At 35.7% G+C, this 21,416-nt stretch carries 15 protein-coding genes and 1 riboswitch; all 15 genes read right to left on the bottom strand.

From position 1 onward, the window contains the following. Positions 1-163: 163 nt before the first annotated feature. The 15 genes from metH to ACOQOS_RS18735 all read right to left on the bottom strand — a co-directional run bounded on the left by metH (position 164) and on the right by ACOQOS_RS18735 (position 21,364). On the bottom strand, positions 164-2,872 hold the full coding sequence (gene metH, locus ACOQOS_RS18805; RefSeq protein ID WP_420572016.1) for a methionine synthase: 2,709 nt from the start codon (positions 2,870-2,872) through the stop codon (positions 164-166). 70 nt (positions 2,873-2,942) lie between these two features. Then, a complete protein-coding gene (locus ACOQOS_RS18800) occupies positions 2,943-3,944 on the bottom strand; it encodes a homocysteine S-methyltransferase family protein (RefSeq protein WP_420572015.1) in 1,002 nt (333 codons plus the stop codon). Between the two features lie 259 nt (positions 3,945-4,203). Continuing rightward, a riboswitch (SAM riboswitch) is annotated at positions 4,204-4,306 on the bottom strand. Between the two features lie 230 nt (positions 4,307-4,536). Next, the gene (locus ACOQOS_RS18795; protein ID WP_420572014.1) at positions 4,537-5,517 is read right to left on the bottom strand and encodes a phytanoyl-CoA dioxygenase; all 981 of its coding nucleotides are present in this window, start codon (positions 5,515-5,517) and stop codon (positions 4,537-4,539) included. A 174-nt stretch (positions 5,518-5,691) separates the two neighbouring features. Further along, the gene (locus ACOQOS_RS18790) at positions 5,692-10,875 is read right to left on the bottom strand and encodes a GEVED domain-containing protein (RefSeq protein ID WP_420572013.1); all 5,184 of its coding nucleotides are present in this window, start codon (positions 10,873-10,875) and stop codon (positions 5,692-5,694) included. A gap of 415 nt (positions 10,876-11,290) precedes the next feature. Then, positions 11,291-11,542, bottom strand: coding sequence for a hypothetical protein (locus ACOQOS_RS18785; RefSeq protein ID WP_420572012.1), 252 nt, complete (start codon positions 11,540-11,542; stop codon positions 11,291-11,293). Positions 11,543-11,753: 211 nt separating this feature from the next. Then, positions 11,754-12,074 carry a 2Fe-2S iron-sulfur cluster-binding protein gene (locus tag ACOQOS_RS18780; protein WP_420572011.1) on the bottom strand — a complete coding sequence of 107 codons (321 nt, stop codon included), beginning with the start codon at positions 12,072-12,074 and terminating at the stop codon, positions 11,754-11,756. Between the two features lie 21 nt (positions 12,075-12,095). Next, positions 12,096-13,151, bottom strand: a complete 1,056-nt coding sequence (locus ACOQOS_RS18775; RefSeq protein WP_420572010.1) for an NAD(P)/FAD-dependent oxidoreductase — start codon at positions 13,149-13,151, stop codon at positions 12,096-12,098. Between the two features lie 84 nt (positions 13,152-13,235). Then, positions 13,236-13,829 (bottom strand): precorrin-2 dehydrogenase/sirohydrochlorin ferrochelatase family protein, encoded by a 594-nt coding sequence (locus ACOQOS_RS18770; RefSeq protein ID WP_420572009.1) that lies wholly within the window; start codon positions 13,827-13,829, stop codon positions 13,236-13,238. A 4-nt stretch (positions 13,830-13,833) separates the two neighbouring features. After that, complete coding sequence (gene cobA, locus ACOQOS_RS18765; RefSeq protein WP_420572008.1) at positions 13,834-14,610, bottom strand: uroporphyrinogen-III C-methyltransferase; 777 nt, start codon at positions 14,608-14,610, stop codon at positions 13,834-13,836. Further along, the gene (locus tag ACOQOS_RS18760; RefSeq protein WP_420572007.1) at positions 14,603-16,696 is read right to left on the bottom strand and encodes a HEPN domain-containing protein; all 2,094 of its coding nucleotides are present in this window, start codon (positions 16,694-16,696) and stop codon (positions 14,603-14,605) included. The genes cobA and ACOQOS_RS18760 overlap by 8 nt, the downstream gene beginning before the upstream one ends. Positions 16,697-16,874: 178 nt before the next feature. Continuing rightward, on the bottom strand, positions 16,875-18,122 hold the full coding sequence (locus ACOQOS_RS18755) for a sulfate adenylyltransferase subunit 1 (protein ID WP_420572006.1): 1,248 nt from the start codon (positions 18,120-18,122) through the stop codon (positions 16,875-16,877). Positions 18,123-18,276: 154 nt separating this feature from the next. Continuing rightward, positions 18,277-19,182, bottom strand: a complete 906-nt coding sequence (cysD, locus tag ACOQOS_RS18750) for a sulfate adenylyltransferase subunit CysD (protein WP_420572005.1) — start codon at positions 19,180-19,182, stop codon at positions 18,277-18,279. A gap of 10 nt (positions 19,183-19,192) precedes the next feature. After that, positions 19,193-19,807 carry a phosphoadenosine phosphosulfate reductase family protein gene (locus ACOQOS_RS18745; RefSeq protein ID WP_420572004.1) on the bottom strand — a complete coding sequence of 205 codons (615 nt, stop codon included), beginning with the start codon at positions 19,805-19,807 and terminating at the stop codon, positions 19,193-19,195. Between the two features lies 1 nt (position 19,808). Beyond that, the gene (locus ACOQOS_RS18740; RefSeq protein WP_420572003.1) at positions 19,809-20,060 is read right to left on the bottom strand and encodes a DUF2061 domain-containing protein; all 252 of its coding nucleotides are present in this window, start codon (positions 20,058-20,060) and stop codon (positions 19,809-19,811) included. Between the two features lie 137 nt (positions 20,061-20,197). Continuing rightward, the gene (locus ACOQOS_RS18735; protein WP_420572002.1) at positions 20,198-21,364 is read right to left on the bottom strand and encodes a trans-sulfuration enzyme family protein; all 1,167 of its coding nucleotides are present in this window, start codon (positions 21,362-21,364) and stop codon (positions 20,198-20,200) included. Positions 21,365-21,416 lie beyond the last annotated feature (52 nt).

Raw genomic sequence — 21,416 nt, 5'->3', positions numbered from 1 at the left:
GATTAGAGCGTTCCCACAAGGGTCGTGCTATTCGTTATATCTTTTACCTTGTTCTCGATACAAATTTGTGATTTGCTTTAGCTCAACACAAATTCACTCGAACTGACGTTAAAAGGATGTCACTACTATCACTAACGCAATTTCAAACTACAGTTGCAACACATTAATCTGCCAACGTAGGATGCAACCACTTTTGAGCTTTTTCAATGGTAATTCCTTTTCTTTTGGCAAAATCTTCTACTTGATCGTTCTTTATTTTTCCAAGTCCAAAGTATTTCGCTTCTTCATTACCAAAATAATATCCTGAAACGGCTGCTGCTGGCCACATGGCTAAGCTTTCCGTTAACGAAACTCCAATTACTTTTTCTACATCTAGTAATTCCCAAATGGTTTCTTTCTCCAAATGATCTGGACATGCTGGATATCCTGGCGCAGGGCGAATTCCTTTATAGGTTTCTTTGATGAGTTCTTCATTAGTCAAATCTTCATTAGCTGCATAACCCCAATGTTTTGTACGTACTTGTTTGTGCATGTATTCTGCAAATGCTTCTGCAAAACGATCGGCAATAGCTTGCGCCATAATAGCGTTGTAATCGTCATTTTGTTCTTTGTAACTATTTGCCAACTCGTCCGCTCCAAAAATAGCGGTACAAAACGCGCCCATATAATCGGTTCTCCCTGTTTCTTTTGGTGCAATAAAGTCTGCTAAAGCGATGTTGGGAACTTCAGCACGCTTTTCTAATTGCTGACGAAGTGTTCTGAATACGGCAATTTCTTTTCCTTTTTTCTGAATTGAGATATCGTCATCATTGATAGTATTTGCTTCAAACAGTCCAAAAATTCCTTTGGCTTTTAACGATTGTTTGGAGATGATTTCTTGGATCATTTTTGTTGCATCATCATACAATTGTGTTGCTTGCTCTCCTACCACATCATCTGTTAAGATTGCCGGAAAACGCCCGTGCAAATCCCACGAACGGAAAAATGGACTCCAATCGATATATGGAACTAATTCTTTTAAACTTAACTGTGTGAGTTTTTGAATTCCGAGTTCTTTTGGTTTTGTAATAGTACTGGTTTCCCAATCTATTTTATATTTTTTGGCTCTGGCTGTTTCTAAAGAAATGTATGATTTTGCTTTTTTACGTTTTAGAAACTTTTCACGGAATTGATCGTAATCCTTTTTGAGTTGTTCTCGATAGGTTTTTGATTTTTTCTTGTTTAATAAATCCCCAACAACTGTTACTGCTCTTGATGCATCGTTAACATGTACAACTGCGTTTTTGTATTCTGGATCAATTTTTACAGCTGTATGCGCTTTGGAAGTTGTTGCGCCACCAATCAGTAATGGAATTTTTAAGTTTTGACGTTCCATTTCTTTGGCTAAATACACCATTTCATCTAGCGAAGGCGTAATTAGACCAGATAATCCGATGACATCTACATTTTCTGCCTTTGCAGTTTCTATGATTTTTTCAGGTGGCACCATAACACCTAAATCTACAATTTCGTAATTATTACAACCTAAGACTACACTTACAATATTTTTTCCAATATCATGCACATCGCCTTTTACGGTTGCCATTAATACTTTTCCAATAGCTTGTTGCTGTGCTCCTTTTTCTGCTTCGATGAACGGTTGTAAATAGGCAACAGCTTTTTTCATAACACGTGCCGATTTTACCACTTGCGGCAAGAACATTTTCCCAGAACCGAATAAATCTCCCACGACATTCATTCCAATCATTAGATTTCCTTCTATGACTTCGATAGGTTTTTCTGCTACCTGACGTGCTTCTTCTACATCTTCTACGATGTATTTGTCAATTCCTTTTACAAGTGAATGTGTGATACGATCTTGTAATTCGTAACTACGCCATTCTTGAACCGTTTCTGTATCTGCTTTTTTGACTCCTTTGAAAGATTCTGCTAAGTCTAATAGTCGTTCTGTTGCATCATCTCTACGATCAAGAATTACATCTTCTACGTGTTCTAGTAGGTTTTTAGGAATATCGTCATAGACTTCTAACATGGTAGGATTCACGATTCCCATGTTCATTCCAGCTTGAATGGCATGGTACAAAAACACAGAATGCATTGCTTCACGCACCACATTGTTTCCTCTAAAAGAGAATGATACATTACTCACTCCACCACTTACACTTACGTTTGGATATGTTTCACGGGTCCAACGTGTCGCTTCTATAAAATCGATAGCATTTTTACGGTGTTCTTCCATTCCTGTCGCGACAGGAAATATATTTAAATCGAAGATAATATCTTCTTCTGGAAAGCCTACTTTATTAACTAATACATCATAGGAACGCGCTACAATTTCTAGTCGGCGTTCATAATTATCTGCTTGTCCAACCTCATCAAAAGCCATCACAATTACTGCGGCTCCATACCGTTTGATTTGCGTAGCTTCCCAAATGAATTTTTCTTCTCCTTCTTTGAGTGATATTGAATTTACAACACATTTTCCTTGTACTACTTGCAGTCCTGCTTCTATAATATCCCACTTGGAGCTATCAATCATAATAGGCACACGACAAATATCTGGTTCGGCAGCGATAAGGTTTAAAAACTTTACCATTGCTTCTTTTCCGTCAATTAAACCATCGTCCATATTGATATCGATGATTTGTGCGCCACCATCAACTTGATGTCTGGCAATAGCCAAGGCTTCATCAAATTTTTCCTGCTTCACCAATCGCAGAAATTTACGTGAACCTGCTACATTAGTACGTTCTCCAACGTTTATAAAGTTGCTATTTTCGTTTAGAATCAATGGTTCTAAACCTGAAAGTCGCATAAACTTTGTTTGTTTGGTTTTTTGATTTTTGATATTGGCTTCTTCTGGATTCTTCATTTCTTATCCTCTTTTCGTTTCGATTACACTTTGACAACCTCAGTGCACTTCGTTCCTTTTTCTTTTTTCCTTATGCGTTTACAACTACTTGACGTGGTTGGTATTTTGCTGCTACTTCAGCAATAGCGCTTATGTGACTTGGTGTTGTACCGCAGCAACCTCCAATAATGTTTATGAGATTCTTTTTTAGATATTCTTCTATTTGCGCAGCCATTTCTTCTGGAGATTCGTCGTATTCTCCAAAAGCATTTGGTAATCCTGCATTTGGATGCGCCGAAACTGCAAAGTCTGTTTTGTTGGCAATGGCTTCTAAATGTGGTTGTAATAGATTTGCTCCTAATGCACAGTTGAATCCTACTGAGAGTAATGGAATGTGCGATACGGAGATTAGAAATGCTTCTGCTGTTTGTCCGGATAATGTACGACCACTGGCATCTGTTATGGTTCCACTTAACATTGTAGGCATTTCTATATTTCTTTCAGCTTTTACTTCTTCGATAGCGAATAATGCAGCTTTTGCATTTAAAGTATCGAATACGGTTTCTACTAATAAGATATCTACACCACCATCAATTAAAGCTTCTACTTGTAGTTTGTATGCAATACGTAATTCGTCGAAGGTTACTGCGCGATATCCTGGATCGTTTACATCTGGCGACATGCTTGCAGTTTTGTTGGTTGGTCCGATAGAACCTGCTACAAATCTTGGTTTGTGCGGTTCTTTTGCCGTGAATTCGTCTGCAACTTCTTTGGCTATTTTTGCAGATTCGAAGTTGAGTTCATATACTAAGTCTTCCATTTCGTAATCTGCCATGGCAATTGTTGTTCCAGAGAATGTATTTGTTTCTACAATATCAGCACCAGCAGCAAAGTATTTTGCATGTACTTCTTTGATGGCATGTGGTTGTGTGATAGATAGTAAATCGTTATTTCCTTGAAGCGGCACTTGAAAGTCCTTGAAACGTTCGCCACGGAAATCTTCTTCTGTAAATTTATATGCTTGCAGCATGGTTCCCATTGCACCATCTAAGACTAGGATTCTTTTTTCTATTTCGTTCCAGATATTCTTCATGTGTTCCTTTTTTTGCTTTTTTTCTACTTTTTTCTCGATAATCGAGATTTACATACTCCGATACTTGTGTCGAAATGTTTTTAATTGTTTCCGTTCAATGCTTCTTGGGCTTTTCCAAAAGTAGTTGACTTTCTGCGTTAAGGATAGTAGCGACATCCTTCCGACTTGATCGGAAGATATAGCGAATAGCCTGCCCCGTAAGGGTAACGCCCAAGTTATTGTTATCAAAAAAGTGTAAGGAAATGATGAGATTTTCTTTTTGTTATCTATCCGCTTGCGCAGTAGAATGTAGCACCTTCTTTATGTGTAAAGGGTTGCTAAGGCGTCATCGGGTCTATTCCCTCAGCCTTTCTTGATAACGACAGTATAGGTATGAACTATTTTCTACAAATTAACGGCATAGAAAAGGAAGATGCAAGTATTTTGTGATGATTTTTAAGCGATAACGTTTTCGTTATGAGTTTTGGCTTTTTAATTTTAAATTACATGTTATGAGAAACCTACTGAACTTGCATGTCTTTAACTTGTAAAGTCCTGAATTCAGAGTTGTTCTTAATACAATAAAGCGAAGATTTGCCACTCGATCTGACGTTTAATTTTTTAGTTTGAGTTCGACAGATGGTTTGAGTTCGTAGAAAAAGGTAACGTTTGGCGCATCTAATGGATAAGCGATTTCCATTTCTAGTGGAAGACTTAAGGACGATTCGTTTCTGTTGAGCCAAATGTCGTCTTGTATGTGTACTTTGGTATCGACAATCATTGTACTGTATTTTTCATCGCCAGCTAGATTGATTGTGATAGGTTCGAATTTTTCTGGCAATGCTGTATTTCCATCACTGTTTTTCACTTTTTCTCGAACGTCTAAGATGACAGCTATTTCTTTTTCTTTTTTTACGTCTTCACCTTCTTGTTTCGGATATGTTAGACTTGCTTGTATGATAACATTGTTTGGAATGATTGCACAATTTTCTGAGAGTTGTGGTAGCATATTCCAAAGAATTGGCACATATGATTCTCTGTAGAGTAAGGCATCTAAGGTTTCACTGAATAGAATGTGATATTTTTTTGCATCAGGAATTTGAAAGGTAACAGCATCAGAAGTATGGTAAGCAGCCACATAATCCGTTAGCTGTAATTCTTTGATGAGTTTTTCTGCCATTTGCATAGAAGACGCGTTGATTTCTAGTATTGAGAATTGTACTTCTGAAGCTTCAAATAGTGGCGTTACTAAGGTTATAAATGGTGCGTAAGGTCCGCAACCAGCATAGAATATGTTGATGATTTCGTTTGGATGTTCTTGTTGTTTTTTACGAATGAGCGATACCATAGCATCTAAGAATTTCGCTGTTCTTTTGTAATCTAGTAAGCATGCTGCTGCATGGTTGAGTGATAATGCCATTCCACTTGCCGTTGGCACAGCTGCCAAATGCTGCATTGATTTCTCCAATTCACCAATGTTGGTTGTTTCTAAGTAATGTTTGTGAATTTCATCAATCGTATTTTTTATGGTATCAAAATCTGATTGATTGTTGAGAATTTTTGTAGAAAGTTCTTTTATGGTATTTCGTAACATACTTATTTTGGTTTTGCATAAAAGTAAGTGATGCTTTTGGAATTAGCAACCCGTATTTCTATGTGTTTTGGATTTTAGATAATTTCTGACAAATTGTTTATTGAAATAAAAAAAGCACTCTTCATGAAATAGAACGAAGAGTGCTTTTTGTCGGTTTTTAGGCTTATTTTACTATTAGTATATGATTTTTTGAATTTTTTGTTTCCCGTTTTCGAGTACAACTTTTATAATAAGTGTACTGTTAGTAGCTCTTAGATTTGTGATATCGTATATTTCTTCATTGATATTTTTACGATCAATTAATCGTTTTCCAAGAATATCATAGATCGTAATATCATCTATTTGGCTACTGTATGCATGTACTTTTATTTGATCTTTAGCAGTTGTGATCACTATTCCTGAATTTGAGTTGAATTCGTCAACATTTAAAGTACCGCTTCCTCTAGAATTGTATCTCAATATAAAGCGATCTTCGTACTCTCCATTTTCAGAGTAGAAACTGTATGGAGTGATTCGCAAATCATGTATTGTATTTGTGTATAAATCTTCTAGATATATATTTTGATTTGTAGTTTCAAATAAACCATCAAGCGCATTGATTGCTATTGTATAGTTACCTGTTTGATCGATTTTAACACCAAGTGGAACTTCATCTGAATCATGGAAAGGCACTGCTCTACCCTGAATTGCCATTTTTTCATCATTGATGAGTGAATACATGTGTGTTGGTGCATCACTTAGGTTGTTACCGTCAAATAGTCTATCTCTAGCATTAGAAGCTCCAGAAATGTATCCGATTAGTGTCGATGCTGCTGTATTATCAGACGCAATAATGTCTAACCAAATTCTGTGTTTTTCTATTGTTGTACTTTGAACGTCTTGATTGTCTTCATTTTCAGCTTGTGCTTGGCTTTCATTTGGATTTTGAATAAGTCCGCCGCCATCATCATCACCGCTAGGTCTGTAGAATTGATCGTTTGTAAAAGCAACTCCACGCATTGAATTATTGAATTGAATGGTTGTCGATGCTGGTGCTGCATCATCCATTAATACAAAGAACGCTTGGCCTGCCGCAATGTTTCCATTGAATCCAACTGGGTTTGATCCTGTACTGTTATATTGAATGTAATCATTTTCATTGTAATTGTATTGGTAACCATTGTAGAAAGGATCTGCATACGCATCACTTGGCGCACTTAAATGTCTCCATAAATATACCGTTCCTGTAATCGTTGATGGACTGATATCATCTGTGATAACAGAAGCATTTGCTGCAATGAAAGCATCTGCAGAGATTGCTGAAGGATATGGGTTTCCTACTAGATTCCAGTTATCATCTAAGGCAGTAGCAATTGTGTTTCCTCCTCCAGGATAGTCAGCTCCTGTATAACTACCTCTACTTACTGCTGTATTTATGATTCCATTGTTTGGACGTCCTTCAAATTCTGCTGTATTGGCAATACTCGTTCCAGATATACCTCGTATGATGTATCCGTTTCCAATACCCATAGTTCCTGAGGCATTTTGCCATTCTCCATAGTTTCCTGCACCATTTCCTACAACTGTTGGTGTCCATTGAAAGATCACACCAGGAGAGGTGCCTGGAGAAACATCTCCAACATCAAAATTTTCTACTGCTGATGACCAGTATACATAGTCGAATGCATTTATACCTACAGCTGTACGGTTCATATTGATACTTCCTATATTGTTATTGGTCACTACATCTGTTACTTGAATTAGATTTGCTCCATCTTGCATATGAAGTGTTCCGCCAGCTTCAACATTAATCCAGTCAGTTACTGTTAGAGACGAACCTGTAGCCAGTTCTAAATATCCACCATTTTTTACAGTGATATTTCTTGCTAGGGCATCAGTCGTTGCTCTTGTATCTATAGGAATACCGTTGTCTTTTATTATCACACAATCGTTTGATGTAGGCACGATTCCTTGTGACCAGTTTGCGGCTGTTCCCCAAGCATCTGCTGCGCTATCAAATATTCTTGTATTGTTTGTTACATTAAAGTTCGTACTTACAGCTCCACAACCATTCGCTAGATTGGCATCAATAGTGAATGAATAGTTTGCTTCCTCTAATTGTGCTAGTGTTGGCATTGCATATACCGTTTCATAGCTTCCTGATACATAGGCTGTATCTCCAATTGAGTCATTATTGGTATCTATGTATAAGTCAATAATTCCAGCTGGTGTTGTTGTCCAATCTACAGCAGTAACATCTTTGTCTCCAAATAGTTTTATATTATCTACGGCAATACCATCTGACCATTCTGCGAAGAAGCGAATTCGGACGCTCACCGTTGGTTGGTTTATGTAAGCCGTTAAATTATATGATAGATTATCAAATTTTGTTCCGATTCCTACATCGGCAATAATATCAGTCGTTAATGCTGTCCAAGCCGTACCATCTGTAGAGACTTCTACGGTGAAGTAATCGTCTGCTCCACCAACACCATCTTCTAAGTAATGAGAATAATAACAGTCAAAACTTAAGGTAAGATTCACATAATCTGTAGTATCATATGCTGTTGTAGATTGTAAAGCATTGTGCGTTATATATGATGTTCCTGAGCCATCTGCTCCAACATCAGAGTTACAGATTACAAATTGATCATTTCCAAATCCTGAAGAAATAGCTGGAAACCAAACTTCTTCAGCTGGCACAAATGTACTTGTTTGATTTTGCCATGAAGAACGTGCATTTATGGCAGCTCCGTTATCATTTAGAATAATGTTACTAAATACTCCTAAGCCTCCTGATTCAAAATCTTCATCTATTAAGAAAACATCTTCAACATCTCCAGAAACAGTGATTTCTAACATATCATTTTCTCCACAAACAACTCTGTTTGTAATGTCTGGTGTAATATTGATTGTCGGAACTGGATTAAACCTTGCTACGACAGGTTCTCTTACCCAAGATTCACAAAGTCCATTGTATGCGGTAACATAATATGTTGTTGTTGTTGATATGGATGGTGTTGTCCAGTTTCCTGTTAATGTTGTTGCAACTAAGCTTCCTCCTGTTTCCGCATCATACCATCGATATTCAGTGATTGCTGGAGTTCCTGTGGCAGTTACAGATAAGTTTACTGTTCCTGTACCACAAGTTTCTCCTTCAGTGATTGTATCAATAATTGCATCACAGAACGGTTCAACCGTGAATAAGTAATCCTCTGCTTCTCCTAGTTCATCAATTGTAAATCCTGTGTCATTAAAATCTTCACATGGATTAAAATCATAAGAGTTATTATAATCTGATATTGAATAATCAAAACCAGTATAGTTTCTTACGCGTATTCTGTAGTCTCCAGCGGCAGTTCCTAGTGGAATTACAAAACCAAAAGTAGTTGTCGTTGTTGAGATAAAGTTAGAGTTATATACTTCTTCTGTTGTTTCATCAAATACATCATCTTGATTCCAGTCTACCCAAGCTTTCCATGTACATCTAAAAGGAGCTTCTAGGTATACATTTATTCCTTCTCCTTCTACTTGTCTTGCTAAGGTTGGTAAACCCGTAAAATCTTGATATCCTGTACTAAATCCTGTTCCTGTATTGGTTACATCTTCTAAGGTTCCTAAGAAAGCAACTTCATCAATATACATTGTCCCTGGAGTATCAGTTGTGGGCTGGCATGGTCCTGAAACAACAGTAGGTGTTGTTACACAAATATCAAATGTACCAGCATTTCCTGAATTTCCGTAACTATAGACACGTACATAATATGTGGTTCCGATAGTTAAACCTGTTGCGTTTATTATTTCAGTTCCAGCTCCTGTTGTCCCATCTGAACAAACAATATTAGCTCCATTACAAGCACCAGAACGTAAGTCTAACACAATATCGCTTATAGTTCCTGCTGTCGCTGTAATATCATGACTAGTTGCTGTTGCAGTAAAGCTATACCATACATCATCATCCGCATTTCCCGTAAAACCGCCACAATTGACTGCCGCTATACTTTGTGTAGCATTCGCTGTTGTTCCTGTCACACCTGTAATACATGTATTGTTGGGACTTACACCTAGCGAAATAGCATTGGCGCAATCGTCATTTGAAGGACTGGTAGCTGGTGTTGTTACACAGATATCAAATGTACCAGCTCTTGTTGCATTTCCTCTGCTGTATACACGTACATAATATGTGTTTCCTATTGTTAAACCTGTTGCATTGATTACTTCTGCATTTGCACCTCCTGTGTCGTCAGCACAATCAATATTGGTTCCATTACATGCTCCAGATCGCAAATCAATTACTACATTTCTTATAGTTCCTGGTGTCACTGTGATATCGTGATCTGCTGCAGTTGCTACAAAACTATACCAAACATCATCATCTGCATTTCCTGTTGTTCCGCTACAGTTTATTGCAGCTATGCTTTGCGTTGCGTTTACTGTAGTTCCCGTTGTGCTTGTCGTACATATTGTCGTAGGACTTACGCCTAAAGAAATAGCATTGGCGCAATCATCATTTGATGGAACTGTAACTGGTGTTGTAACACAAATATCAAATGTACCAGTATCTCCACCACCACCATAACTATATACACGTACATAATATGTGTTTCCTATTGTTAAACTATTAGCATTGATGACTTCATCATTACTTCCCGTTGTTGCATCTGCACAATCAATAGTGGTTGCGTCGCACGCTCCTGATCGTAAGTCTACTACTAAGTCATCAAGAGTTCCTGGTCTTACTGTGATATCATGATCTGTTGCTGTTGCTACAAAACTATACCAAACATCATCATCTGCATTCCCTGTAAATCCATTACAATTTATAGCTGCAATACTTTGCGTTGCTGTAGAAGTGTCTCCAGAAGTTAGTGTTACACATGTACTTGTTGGACTTACACTTAGTGAAGTTGCGTTTGTACAATCATCGTTTACTGGTCCGGCTGGAGCAGCGGTCAATAATGTTACCACAATATCTCCATTTAGGTTGTTTGCGGTAGCACAATTATATCTGTTTAAATGAATTCTGTAATCTCCTGATGTAGTTGGAGTGAAATCAATAGATGCTTCGGTGGTATTACACGCAGGCCCGTTATCGTCATTAAAAGCGACAAAATTTCCTACCTCATCACGCACTGTCATTTGTGTATCAAAACCTGATCCACAGTTAGAGAGCCTGTAAGTAGCTCCGGCGATCATATTTGTTACTTCAAAATTTCGCCGTCCTCCATTGTTGGCTGGCGGTGTACAACTGATACTATTTCCTACAACTGTAGGAGCTGCTGTAGAGCATTGAATTCTGTTAATTCCATTACATTGTGCAGATACATCAATATAAAATAAGCACGCAACTAAGAGTGTTGTCCATAAGGGGAACTTCATAGGTTGGTAGATTTTGGGTTCGGGTATTAGGGCTATTTGGTTTATTAAAATTAAAAAATATATCTTTTCACTTAACTTTAGAAATCTGCATTTCGTCGTTCTTTTTAATTATTTCATCGAAACCGACGTCGTTTTTTTAAATTGAAAACAAACTCTATCTCCTTATTTATAAAGCTATTACGAAAAACCGCATGTACATGTCCTATTTTATGAGATCTTTTCTCATAAACACATGTTTATTTCAGCAAAACCTTAATTCAACTATTCATTAATCAAGAATTAAGCACATAAAAATAGCGAACATTAGTTCGCTATTTTTATGCAAATTACCTTTGTAACAACTAGAGTATTATAGTATTTTTTGTATAAATTCTATTTGTGTTTTTTAATTGCTTACTTATTACTTTTTAGATTATTATTCACAATTCCTACATGTTGGAAATTCTGTCTGTGTAATACAATCGATAAAAACGCTTACACAATTTTTTTGTTCTGTTCGAGGACATTCAACAGTTGGTAAGCAAATGTTTACTCCGTTTGCATCAACAAATGTGCGAATGCAAACTCGTACTGAATTTGTTGTATTTCCTCCTTTATTTTTAGCTGCATCAAGATTAGAGATTGTTTTTCTGTTGAGTGATAGACTTTTTAAATTCTTTTTTTTCATGATTACCTTTTTTAAGATTAATAATCAATAAGTTACCCATATTTGTTTTATGTAAATTACGGGAGTACCTTACTTAACACTTCGACTCCGCTCAGTATGATACACTTCTTCTAAACTTCGATAATACAATACACTTCTCTTTAATTTCTATTGGCGTAGTATATAAATACCCACATAAACATTCAAAACGCACCTTTTATACTATTGTAATTTACACCTCAGGAGCTAATTCTATATACAATTCATTCAAATTTTGAGTAATTGGAATTTGACATCCTAAGCGACTATTTTCTTTTACATGAAATGTTTCTGCCAGCATCATATCTTCATCAATACCCATTTCTGGTAATTCATGATTAGATAATATATAGCATTGACATGAAGCACACATTGCCATTCCGCCACAAGTTCCTTCTATTGGCAATTCATACGCTTTACATATTTCCATGAGATTCATTGCCATATCCGTTGGCGCCTGCAATGTATGTTTAGTACCTTCTCTATCTTTAATATATATTGTTATATCTGACATGAGATTTTGAGCTTTTTACTGTTAGTATATAGTTTGAACGGTTTCTTTTTTTGCTTCTTTTTTAGAACCATCAAATCCTTCTACTCCTGAAACAGTCGTATACTTCATTACATATTTCTTTCCAGGATTAAGCCTTTGATAAGCACTTTGACACATGATTGCAGCTTCGTGAAATCCTGAGAGAATGAGTTTTAGTTTTCCTTTATAAGTATTTACATCTCCAATAGCATATACACCAGGAATATTTGTTTGATAATCATAGGAATTATCAACTTTTATTGCGTTTTTTTCAATTTCTAATCCCCAGTTTCCTATAGGACCTAATTTAGGAGAAAGTCCGAATAATGGAATAAAATGATCTGCTTCTATAAACATAGGTTCTTCTCCTTTTTTAGTAACTGTTACTCCCGAAAGTTCTTCTTCTCCATGCAAGTTTGTAATTTCTGCAGGTGTTATGAGATTGATTTTTCTCTGATTTTTTAGTTCTTGTACTTTTTCAACTGAATCTAATGCGCCACGAAATTCATTTCGCCTATGTACTAAGGTAACTTCCGAAGCTACATTTGCTAGGAAAATAGACCAATCTAACGCAGAATCTCCTCCTCCAGCAATGACTACTTTTTTATTACGATATATTTCTGGATCACGAATGATGTATGCAACACCTTTATCTTCATATTTTTCAATCGCTGCAATTGGTGGTTTTCGTGGTTCAAAAGAGCCCAATCCACCAGCAATAACAACTACAGGCGCATGATGTTTTGTTCCTTTGTTTGTTGTTACTACAAACGTATCATCTTCTAAACGTTCTAGTGTTTCTGCTCGTTCTCCTAAGGTAAATCCTGGTTCAAATGATTCTATTTGCTTGAGTAAGTTTTTTACTAAATCACCAGCCAATATTTCTGGAAAACCGGGAATATCATAGATTGGTTTTTTAGGATATATTTCTGCGCATTGTCCGCCAGGTTGCGGTAATGCATCTATAAGGTGTGTTTTTAGTTTTAACAATCCTGCTTCAAAAACTGTAAAAAGTCCTGTTGGTCCTGCACCTATGATAAGTATATCTGTTTGTATCATTTTGTTTTTTATTGAGATATTTGTATTGAGTATTTAAATTTTTTATATGATTCTGAATCAAATTCAGAATGACGTAATTTAGATTTAATGCACTTGCTCTTTTTTGTCTAATAGTGTTTCTGTAAGTTCGTTTAGTGTATCTACTTTATATTCAAAATCATCTTTGAGTGTTTTTCGATACCTGTGTAAGTTTTGCACAAGATTATTTATATTCTCTGGAATAACTTGTTCAAAAAATTGACGTAAACGTTTTGCTGTTGTAGGCGATTTTCCATTGGTTGATATTGCAATTTTCACATTCCCTTTTGTGACAATTCCACCTAAATAGAAATCACAGTATTGTGGTTGATCTGCCAAGTTTACTAACAAGCTTCTTCGTTTAGCTTCTAAGAATATGTTTAGGTTAACCATTTGATCATCTGTAGCTGCAATGACAATATGTTTTTCGTCTAAATATTCATTTGCAAATACGTCTTTTATGAGTGTTACTGTTGAATGTGTTTTTGCTAGTATTTTTATTTCTTCTCGTATAAAAGGTGCGACCAACGCTACTTTTGCATTCGGACTTGACTTTAATAAGAAGCTTAATTTTTCTAGTCCGACATTACCGCCTCCAACAATTAAAACATTGAGTTGAGATACTTTTAAGAAGATTGGATATAGTTCATTTGTTTCCATAATTTTAGATTACTTTTTGTAGTGGAAATGTTTTTTTATTGATTGCTGTACGATTACTTATTTGTTGTGTTGCTTCATTCACAACTTCTCCAATGACAATAATTGCAGGCGCTGTGATATTTTTATCTTTTACTTTTTTTATGATAGAATCTACCGTTCCAAAAACTGATTTTTCGTTGTCGGTAGTTCCATTTTGAATGATTCCTACAGGAGTTTTATGTTTTCCTTCTATTTTGAATAGTGTAACGATTTCTGAGAGCTTACTCATTCCCATCAGAATTACTACCGTTGCAGAAGATTGTGCTGCTAAGGCAACATCTTTAGATAGTTTTCGTGCTGACGTTGTTCCTGTAATGACCCAAAAACTTTCTGAAATACCACGTTTTGTTAATGGCACTCCTAAGTTTGCAGGAACCGCAATAGCCGATGAGATTCCTGAAATTACGGCAGTTTCTAACCCATAGCTTTTGGCATATTCTATTTCTTCGGCTCCACGGCCAAAAATGAATGGATCACCACCTTTTAAGCGAACGACATGCCCAAATTTATATGCGTTTTCTACAATAATTTCATTGATTTCATCCTGAGTGTATTTGTGGAATCCTTTTCGTTTTCCCACAAAAATATGTTTCGCGCTTGACGCATATTCTAGTAATTCTCTGTTCACCAAAGCATCATATAATACAACATTGGCTTTTTGTAATGCTTTTACTCCTTTAATTGTGATGAGTTCCGCGTCGCCTGGTCCGGCTCCTAATATGGTTAGTTTTGGTTTATACATGATTAAGTGCCTCCTTTCTGTAATTTTTAAGTTGTTGTAAAAACCAAACAGCATCTCTTAGATAATTTTTAGCAAAGGTTTCTGTAGGTTCATTTTGTTGTATTTGGTAGATAAATGATGCAAACGTCTCAGGTAACTCTATTTTTTTTGTGGCGACAAATACCTCATCAAATTGATTGATAATTGTTGCATGCGAGTTTGTTTTTTGTTGTTCCGAGAGTAACAAAGCTTTCGCCGAATTGACGATGGCTGCGTAACTATGATAAATACTATCACTGTATTGCTGATGGCGCAATGTTGCTGTAGCGTTTTCTATTTTTTCTTCACTTTCCAACAATAGAGTTTCAATAAGATCAATTACAACGCCTGCACATTCTCCGATTCCAACTGCTTTTATATATGGTTTTTCATTTCCCCAATCTATAAAGTCATTTTCTTGAAGTTCAGTACTATCAGATAGTGGTTTTAATAGGTTGTAGAAGTATGATTTTTCTTTTCGTTCATAATAGTTCAAAAAGGATTCTTTGGGTAGACCATTTGTTTTAAAGTCGTCCAAAATTTGACGCAAAGCTTTTGGTCCGCGTTTGCTTGGTATTTTTAAAACTTTATCTGCAAAACGACCTTTTCCATCTCCCAAAATACCGCCACCAAGTAGTATTTGTAGTGCTGGCGCAATAAGTTTCCCTGATTTTATTGTCATTCCCTGAAAACCTATTTCTGCCATATTGTGTTGTCCGCAAGCATTCATACAACCACTTATTTTTATGGTAATATCTTTGGTTGAGATAAAATCTTGATATTCGGCTGCAATCACTTTTTCTAATTCTGTTGCAATTCCTGTACTGCTAGCAATTCCAAGATTACAAGTATCTGTTCCTGGACAAGCAGTAATATCTATTAGTTTGTTGTAACCAGATGCTGCAAATCCTAGTTTTTGTAATTCTTGATAGAAAAATGGCAATAAAGCTTCTCTAACATGACGAATAAGAATATTTTGACGCAAGGTAAATCGCAATTCATCAGCAGCATATTTTTGGATTAAATTGGCAAGTAATCGTGCTTTATCTGTATAAAAATCGCCCAAAGGCACACGAATTCCAATGGCAAATAATCCTTGTTGTTTTTGAGGAATTACATTAGTTTCTTTCCATTTTTGATACTTTGTTGTATCAATAGTAGTTTTAATGTTGTAAGTATGTTCTTGAAATTTTGGCGCAACTTCAAAGTCTTCCGTTTCAATGACAACTTTTGCTTGAGAGCGTGCTTTTCGCTCTGCATCTATCAATTTTACAAACGCATCTAAACCTATACTTTTGATTAGAAATTTCATGCGTGCTTTTCCTCTTTTTGCACGTTCACCATGACGATCAAATATTCGCAATACACTTTCTATCAACGGAATGATTTCATCCGAAGCTAAAAAATCATACAATACGTCTGCATGTCTTGGTTGAGAGCCTAATCCGCCACCTAATAATACTTTAAAACCACGAACTCCATGTTCAATTTTTGCTATAAACCCTAGATCATGAATGTAAGTGAGTGCTGTATCTTTTTCTGTAGCGGAGAAGGCAATCTTGAATTTTCTACCCATTTCTTGTGAAATTGGATTGCGCAAGAAAAATTTGAATGTTGCGTCTGCGTATGGCGACACATCAAATGGTTCGTCAATGTCGATTCCGGCAGTTTCACTTGCTGTAATATTTCTCACGGTATTTCCACAAGCTTCTCTCAAAGTGATATCATCTTTTTCAAGTTGCGCCCACAATTCTGGTGTTCGATCTAAACTTACATGATGAATTTGTATGTCTTGACGCGTTGTAATGTGTAGTCTTCCTGTTGAGTATTCGTCGGCTACATCTGCTATTCTATGCAATTGCGCACTTGACACTTTTCCATATGGAAGTTTGATGCGAATCATTTGTACGCCATGTTGTCGTTGACCATAAACACCGCGTGCTAAACGAAGACTTCTAAATTTTTCTTCGTCTACCTTTCCTTCTTTGAATTGACGAATTTTTTGTTCTAATTCGATGATGTCTTTTTCGACAATCGGGTTTTCTATTTCTGTTCTAAAGCTTTGCATTTGTTTGATTTTCAAGTATTAAAAAAGTCCTAATGAATGGTGTTTCAAAAGGACTTTTATTACATATATGGATACGTTTTTCACGTCATATTCCTTTTGTTCTTAGAAAGATGTTTTTGCAACACATTGACATGCATTGAATTGTATGTTTTGTTGAATGATTCATCGTGTTTTTATTTTAGTTAATAAATCCTACTCCTGCGGTTGTATTGGTTTGTAAATCAATTAGTATAAATCCGCCATTGTGTTTATTTTCTTGATAGCTATCAAAAAACAAGGGTTTATTAAGTTTCAACTGAATATTTCCGATTTCATTGAGTTGAAGTTGAGATATTGGTGTTTTGACTCCAGAAAAATTAGTTTCTTCTACTGTATTCACATCTACTATCTTTGCCAATACATTGTGTACACCATGTTGCAAACTGTATTTTGTATTGGCTGTTAATGGTTTTTTGTCCATCCAACAAACTGTAGCTTGCAATTCTTTGCTAACCGTTGGTTTTTCAGCAACTTTTACAATCATATCTCCTCTACTTACATTAACATCATCTTCTAATGTTAGCGTTATCGAACTTCCTCTTCCCGCTTTGTCAAACTCTTCATCATAGAAATAAATTTGTTTCACTTTTGATTGTGTCCCAGAAGGTAAAACTGCTACTTCATCTCCTACTGAAATATCTCCTCCATATAGTTTTCCTGCATATCCTCTAAAATCATGATAATCGGTTGTTTTTGGTCTGATCACTGTTTGCACAGGAAAACGTGTCTGCGCTTCTTCGTATACATTTTGTGTTTGAATTTGCTCTAAATGTTCTACCAGCGTTTTTCCTGTATACCATGGCATGTTTTGAGATTTTGCTACAACATTATCACCTTGCAATGCACTCACAGGAATCGTTGTAATATTTTGTTCTTTGTATGTCGTTTTTGAGATTAGTGTTTGAATTTCTTCCTGAACAGCATTGTATTTTTCTTCAGAGAAATCTACTAAATCCATTTTATTAACCGCAATAATGATATCTTTTATGCGTAATAAGTTATTGATGTAAAAATGACGAGAAGTTTGTTCTATCACGCCTTTTCTAGCATCAATTAAAATAATGGCTACTTGTGATGTTGACGCTCCAGTAACCATGTTTCTTGTATATTCTACGTGTCCAGGTGTGTCAGCAATGATGTAACTTCTGTTTGCTGTAGAGAAATAAATATGTGCAACATCTATAGTAATTCCTTGTTCGCGTTCTGCGACCAATCCGTCAGTTGCTAGAGAAAAATCGAGATAATCAAATCCTCTTTGCTTGCTCTTTTTTTCTATGGCTTCAAGTTTATCTTCTGTTAAAGATTGTGTGTCGTATAATATTCTACCGATTAAGGTACTTTTTCCATCATCAACACTTCCTGCGGTTGCTATTTTTAGTACGTCCATTTTTGTTTAGCTGTTAGGTTTTAGCTGTTAGCTATTAGTATATGTGTGTTTCATTTAAAAGTCAGGATTTAGTATTTACTATATTGACTTCTTTTTTTGTTAATTCTTTGATTTGTTTGCTAAGGGCTAACTGCCAATAGCTAAAAGCTGGTTTTTAAAAATATCCTTGTTGTTTTCTTTTTTCCATTGCTGCTTCCGAACGTTTGTCATCTATTCGTGCACCACGTTCAGAGATTGTAGATTGTCTGATTTCTTGTACTACTGAAGCAATGTCGTAAGCATTTGAAAGTACAGCTGCCGTACAACTCATATCTCCAACAGTTCTGAATCTGATGACGCGTTCTTCTATTTCTTCGTCTTCTTCTCTGTACACAACTTCATCATCTGCAGACCAAATCAATCCATCTCTTAAAAAAGTAGCTCTTGTATGTGCAAAGTAGATAGATGGAATTTCTATTTGTTCTTTTTCGATATAACTCCACACATCAAGTTCTGTCCAGTTTGATATTGGAAATACACGTACATTTTGTCCTAGATTAATCTTTCCGTTAAGCATATCAAATACTTCTGGACGTTGATTTTTTTCATCCCATTGTCCAAAATCGTCTCTTACCGAAAAAATACGTTCTTTCGCTCTAGCTTTTTCTTCATCTCTTCTGGCGCCACCAATACAAGCATCAAAACCAAATTCTTCAATGGCATCTAGCAAAGTTTCTGTTTGCAATATGTTTCTACTTGCGTATTTTCCAGTTTCTTCTATTACTTTTCCTGCATCAATATTGTCTTGCACATTTCTCACAATGAGTTGCAGTCCTAATTTTTCAACAAGTTTGTCACGAAATGCTATTGTTTCAGGAAAGTTATGACCTGTATCAATGTGCATTAGTGGAAATGGAATTTTTGCTGGAAAGAATGCTTTTTGCGCTAATCTTACAAGCGTAATGGAATCTTTTCCTCCAGAAAATAACAATACTGGCTTTTCAAATTGTGCAACTACTTCTCTAAAAATATGAATAGCTTCACTTTCTAATATGTTTGTTTGTAATACTTTCGTACTCATGTCTTTTCGCTTATGAATGCAATCCGCATTCTCTATTTTCTAATACTTTTGTTGGGTCGAAATATGTGAATTCGTTTGGAATTTGATGCGTTTCCAAATAATCATCTATTTCTTCATCTGACCAATGATAGAAAGGACTTACTTTTAAAACTCCATCGTTTCCAAGTGATACAATGTCTATAGAATCTCTAAACGATGTTTGTCCTTTTCTTAAGTTTGTAAACCAAATTTTTGGAGCATGAAATTCCATGGCACGTTTAAAAGGCTCTAACTTTACTTGCTCTGTAAATAGTTTATGTTTTTCATCATCGACATTCGGAATTCCTAATACTATATCTCTATGTGCAGCAGTCTGTTTGGGCACATATAAATCAATATTTAATTTTAATAGTTTTATTAAGTCTTCTGCATGTCTGTATGTGTTTGGTGTGTTGTATCCTGTATCACACCAAATAACATCAATATCAGACTTGACTTGCGTACACGCATGTAAAATGGCGCCTTCATACGGTCTAAAATTTGTAGTCACAACTGCTTTTCCTTCTTGTTGCATTGCCCAAGAAATTATTTCAACAGGTGTTTTGTCCCGTAGTATTTCGTTTATTTTTTCAATATCTATTTGCATCTTATTTTCCCCATTTTATAGTGTTCCATACTCTTTCATGGAAAAAGTATAAGACCATTTTTGTTATCATTTCTATTGATCCAATTGCAAAAGCCATACTTAAGGTTCCTGTAATCAACCAAGAAATAAGAATCGTATCTAAGGTTCCTATAATTCTCCAACTGATTGATTTGACAAAACTTCGTAATGGTTTTTCAGAACTCATATCTGTTTTGTAATCGCTTTTATTTCTAACTATTTGATTTAAAATCATTTCACTTTAATTAAAATACTATTACCCTATAGACTTAATAGGTTATTTGTCAAATGTATTCCTTTTTTTTAGAAAGACATACATTTTTTTGAGTTAAAAAGTGTTATATTATTAAAGTTTCAGACCTAAAATGTGAATTACTTTAACGCTTGGTTTAAATCTTCAATAATATCATTTACATTTTCAAGTCCAACAGATACACGAATGAGTCCATCTGTGATACTTGTTTCCAATCTATCTTCTACCGATAGTTTACTGTGTGTTGTAGATGCTGGATGTGTTACAATACTGCGTGCATCTCCCAGGTTTGCCGATAACGAGCACATTTTTATACTGTTTAGAAATTTTCTTCCTTCATCAACGCCACCTTTTATTTCAAACGAAACCACATTTCCTCCAAGTTTCATCTGCTTTTTGGCAATTTTATATTGCGGATGCGATGGTAAAAAAGGATATTTGACCCAATTTACTTTTGAATGATTTTCTAAAAATTCTGCAACTTTTAATGCATTTTCACAATGGCGATCTACACGAACGACTAAAGTTTCCAAACTTTTGGATAAAACCCACGCATTGAATGGTGATAATGCCGGACCTGTGTTTCTTGCAAACAAATATATTTCTCGAACTAAATCGGCACGACCGACAGTTACACCTCCTAACACACGACCTTGACCATCAATCAATTTTGTAGCGGAATGAATAACTAAATCGGCACCAAACTTTATGGGTTGCTGTAAATACGGTGTTGCAAAACAATTGTCTATTATTAAGATGAGATTGTGCTTTTTGGCAATTTTTCCTAGTACTTCTAAATCTAAAATATCAACTGCTGGGTTCGTAGGCGATTCCGCATAGAGTATTTTTGTGTTGGGTTGAATTAATGATTCTATCTTATCAATTTCATTTACTTTGAAATAACTTGTTTTGATATTCCATTTTGGTAAAAACTTGGTAAATAAACTATTGGTAGAACCAAAGATAGATCGAGAGGATACAATATGATCTCCGCTATCTAGTAATGCTGCAAATGTGGAAAATACCGCAGACATTCCTGTTGCAAACGCATGTCCGTCTTCTGCGCCTTCTAGTTTGCATATTTTAGATACAAATTCCGACGTGTTTGGATTTGTGAATCGACTGTAAATGTTGCGTTGTTTTTCTTCTGCAAAAGAAGCTCGCATATCTTCTGCATCTTCAAACACGAAGCTAGACGTAAGGTATAATGGATTGGAATGTTCTAAAAAACTTGAGCGTTCAAGTTGTGTTCGAATCGCCTGTGTTTCTATATGTTGTGAGTTCATTTTTTTCTTTTTGTTATTTGTGTTGAGTCGCTGTGGTTCGTTGTTTGTTTTT

This window comes from Kordia sp. (genome assembly GCF_965224175.1).
Lineage (GTDB): Bacteria > Bacteroidota > Bacteroidia > Flavobacteriales > Flavobacteriaceae > Kordia.
The sequence above is the reverse complement of the archived record's forward strand: the minus strand, read 5'-3'. Positions and strand labels throughout refer to the sequence as shown.